Here is a 1,469-nt window from a genome sequence, read left to right on the forward strand (position 1 = left end):
TAAACGCGTTCAGAGATTACTCAACAGGCATGGTCATCGCTTGTTATTTCTACCGCCTTACAGCCCTGATTTAAACCCTATTGAAAAAAAATGGGCACAGGCTAAGTTTCTACGACAAGGATGGATGGAGAATAATTTACCTAAACTTTTCCATGACATGGGTTGTACTAATTTTATTGTGGATTGACTATATATATCACCCTATTAAAAACAGGAATAATATGTTTAGCTTGAGCACTACAACTAAAAGCAACCTTCACGTTAATAACGGAATAATAATTTATGCTTACTTTGCACGGTTTTGCTGCGAGCAACTATTACAATATAGTCAAATATGCTCTTTTGTATAAAGAACTGCCATTCCAAGAAAACCTTATATTCGCTGGTAGCGATGAGTTACTACGCGTCAGCCCAGTGGGCAAAGTACCTGCTATCACAACAGATGAGGGCGTTACTCTTTCAGAATCGAGTGTTATTTGTGATTTTATTGAAGAGACCTACCCTGCTATACCGCTCTATCCTGAATCTGCGACAGAGCGTGCAGCTGTCCGTCAAATCATGAAAATATCGGAGCTCTATTTTGAACTGCCAAGCCGCCGCCTGATTCCTTATGTATTTTCAGGTACCAACGCACCTGACGCCGTCAAAGAGGAAGTACGCCAAGTACTAAATCGAGGCATTACTGCTTTAAACCGTCTATGTCAATTTTCACCTTGGATTGCAGGTGAACAGTTCACGATGGCTGATATTTATGTTCATTATGTAAACACAATCGTCAATGCCTTTGCCGCAACCCAACTTGACTGGGATGTATTGGCAGAGATACCCGGCATGAAAGAATGGAATGATACGATGAGTCAATCTGACATTGCCCAAAAAATAGAGGCAGATCGCTTGGCAAATATGCCCAAATTTATGCAACATGTGAAAGCTCAAATACAAGCTGCCCAATCTAAATAATGTAGCTAAGGATAAAATTAAGAATAAAATACAGCCCATATCAATAAAAGCAGTGATGCCACGCATCATTTGCAGGAGCAAAAATTATGACTGATAAAAATATCCAACTGGTTTCAACCATCAGTGACGACAATAAATTAACGCTATCTTTACAAAATATTGAGATGCCGCAGCCTGATGCCGATGAAGTCGTCGTTCGTATTGAAGCGGCACCATTAAATCCTTCTGACTTTGGGGTAATGTTTAGCGCGGCTGAATTAAATCGCAACTTTGGCTTTGCGTGGGGTGTTAATGGATTCCTATTATTCAATGCGCTCGCCAAACTGGGCACTAAAACGGTTATGTCGATGCGCAAGCGTGTGGCAGAAGAAATTACCACCACATTTGCCAGCAGCTATACGCATGAAGTCACGCTACAAGAAGCGTTGCAGTTACAGTCAATCGCCGCTTATGGTAAACAAGCCACTGGTGAGAAGTACTTAATCAAACCTCAGGACTGATCATTGCTT

General features: G+C 41.1%; 3 protein-coding genes. All 3 read left to right on the forward strand.

Annotated features, from left to right (window positions below; genetic code table 11):
• A partial coding sequence (locus CXF65_RS00940; RefSeq protein WP_198551932.1) for a transposase occupies nucleotides 1-187 on the forward strand: 187 nt, incomplete at its 5' end.
• A gap of 95 nt (nucleotides 188-282) precedes the next feature.
• Nucleotides 283-960: a glutathione S-transferase family protein gene (locus CXF65_RS00945; RefSeq protein WP_101210718.1), complete on the forward strand. Its 678-nt coding sequence runs from the start codon at nucleotides 283-285 to the stop codon at nucleotides 958-960.
• 86 nt (nucleotides 961-1,046) lie between these two features.
• Entirely contained in the window at nucleotides 1,047-1,460 is a 414-nt protein-coding gene (locus CXF65_RS00950; RefSeq protein ID WP_101210719.1) for a hypothetical protein, read from the forward strand.
• The last annotated feature ends 9 nt before the right edge of the window (nucleotides 1,461-1,469 follow it).

The organism is Psychrobacter sp. Sarcosine-3u-12 (genome assembly GCF_002836005.1).
In the GTDB taxonomy this organism is placed as follows: domain Bacteria; phylum Pseudomonadota; class Gammaproteobacteria; order Pseudomonadales; family Moraxellaceae; genus Psychrobacter; species Psychrobacter okhotskensis.

What these genes read in the sequence shown, in the direction of transcription:
- CXF65_RS00945 (WP_101210718.1), top strand. Translation starts at nt 283, where the DNA reads ATGCTTACTTTGCACGGTTTTGCTGCGAGCAACTATTACAATATAGTC.
- CXF65_RS00950 (WP_101210719.1), top strand. Translation starts at nt 1,047, where the DNA reads ATGACTGATAAAAATATCCAACTGGTTTCAACCATCAGTGACGACAAT.